This is a genomic window from Mitsuokella apri, assembly GCF_047974105.1.
GTDB lineage: Bacteria > Bacillota > Negativicutes > Selenomonadales > Selenomonadaceae > Mitsuokella.
This window is the reverse complement of sequence record NZ_JBHYRS010000021.1, coordinates 1-542: the sequence shown is the minus strand read 5'-3', so window position 1 is coordinate 542 and position 542 is coordinate 1. Positions and strand designations below refer to the sequence as shown.

Annotated in this window: 1 rRNA gene; it reads left to right on the top strand. The window is 51.3% G+C overall.

The features are described from left to right. Positions 1-542: ribosomal RNA gene (locus ACE419_RS11535) — 23S ribosomal RNA — on the top strand; the annotation flags it as partial.

Here is a 542-nt window from a genome sequence, read left to right as displayed (position 1 = left end):
AAGTCTCTGGGATTAGACCCGAAACCACAGTGATCTATGCATGGCCAGGTTGAAGCTCAGGTAAAAATGAGTGGAGGACCGAACCCGTGAGTGTTGAAAAACTTTGGGATGAGCTGTGCATAGGGGTGAAATGCCAATCGAACGTGGAGATAGCTGGTTCTCCCCGAAATAGCTTTAGGGCTAGCCTCAGGTAACACATGAAGACGGTAGAGCACTGATCGGGTAAGGGAGCGTAAAGCTTACCGAGCCTAGTCAAACTGCGAATGGCTTCATGAGAAGAGCCTGGGAGTCAGAATGCGAGTGATAAGACCCGTATTCAAAAGGGAAACAGCCCAGACCGCCGACTAAGGTCCCGAATGCTGTACTAAGTGGAAAAGGATGTAGGACTTCCAAAACAACCAGGATGTTGGCTCAGAAGCAGCCACCATTCAAAGAGTGCGTAATAGCTCACTGGTCGAGAGGCCCTGCGCCGAAAATATCCGGGGCTCAAGTACAGAACCGAAGTCGCGGGATGCGCAAGCATCGGTAGGGGAGCGTTCCAA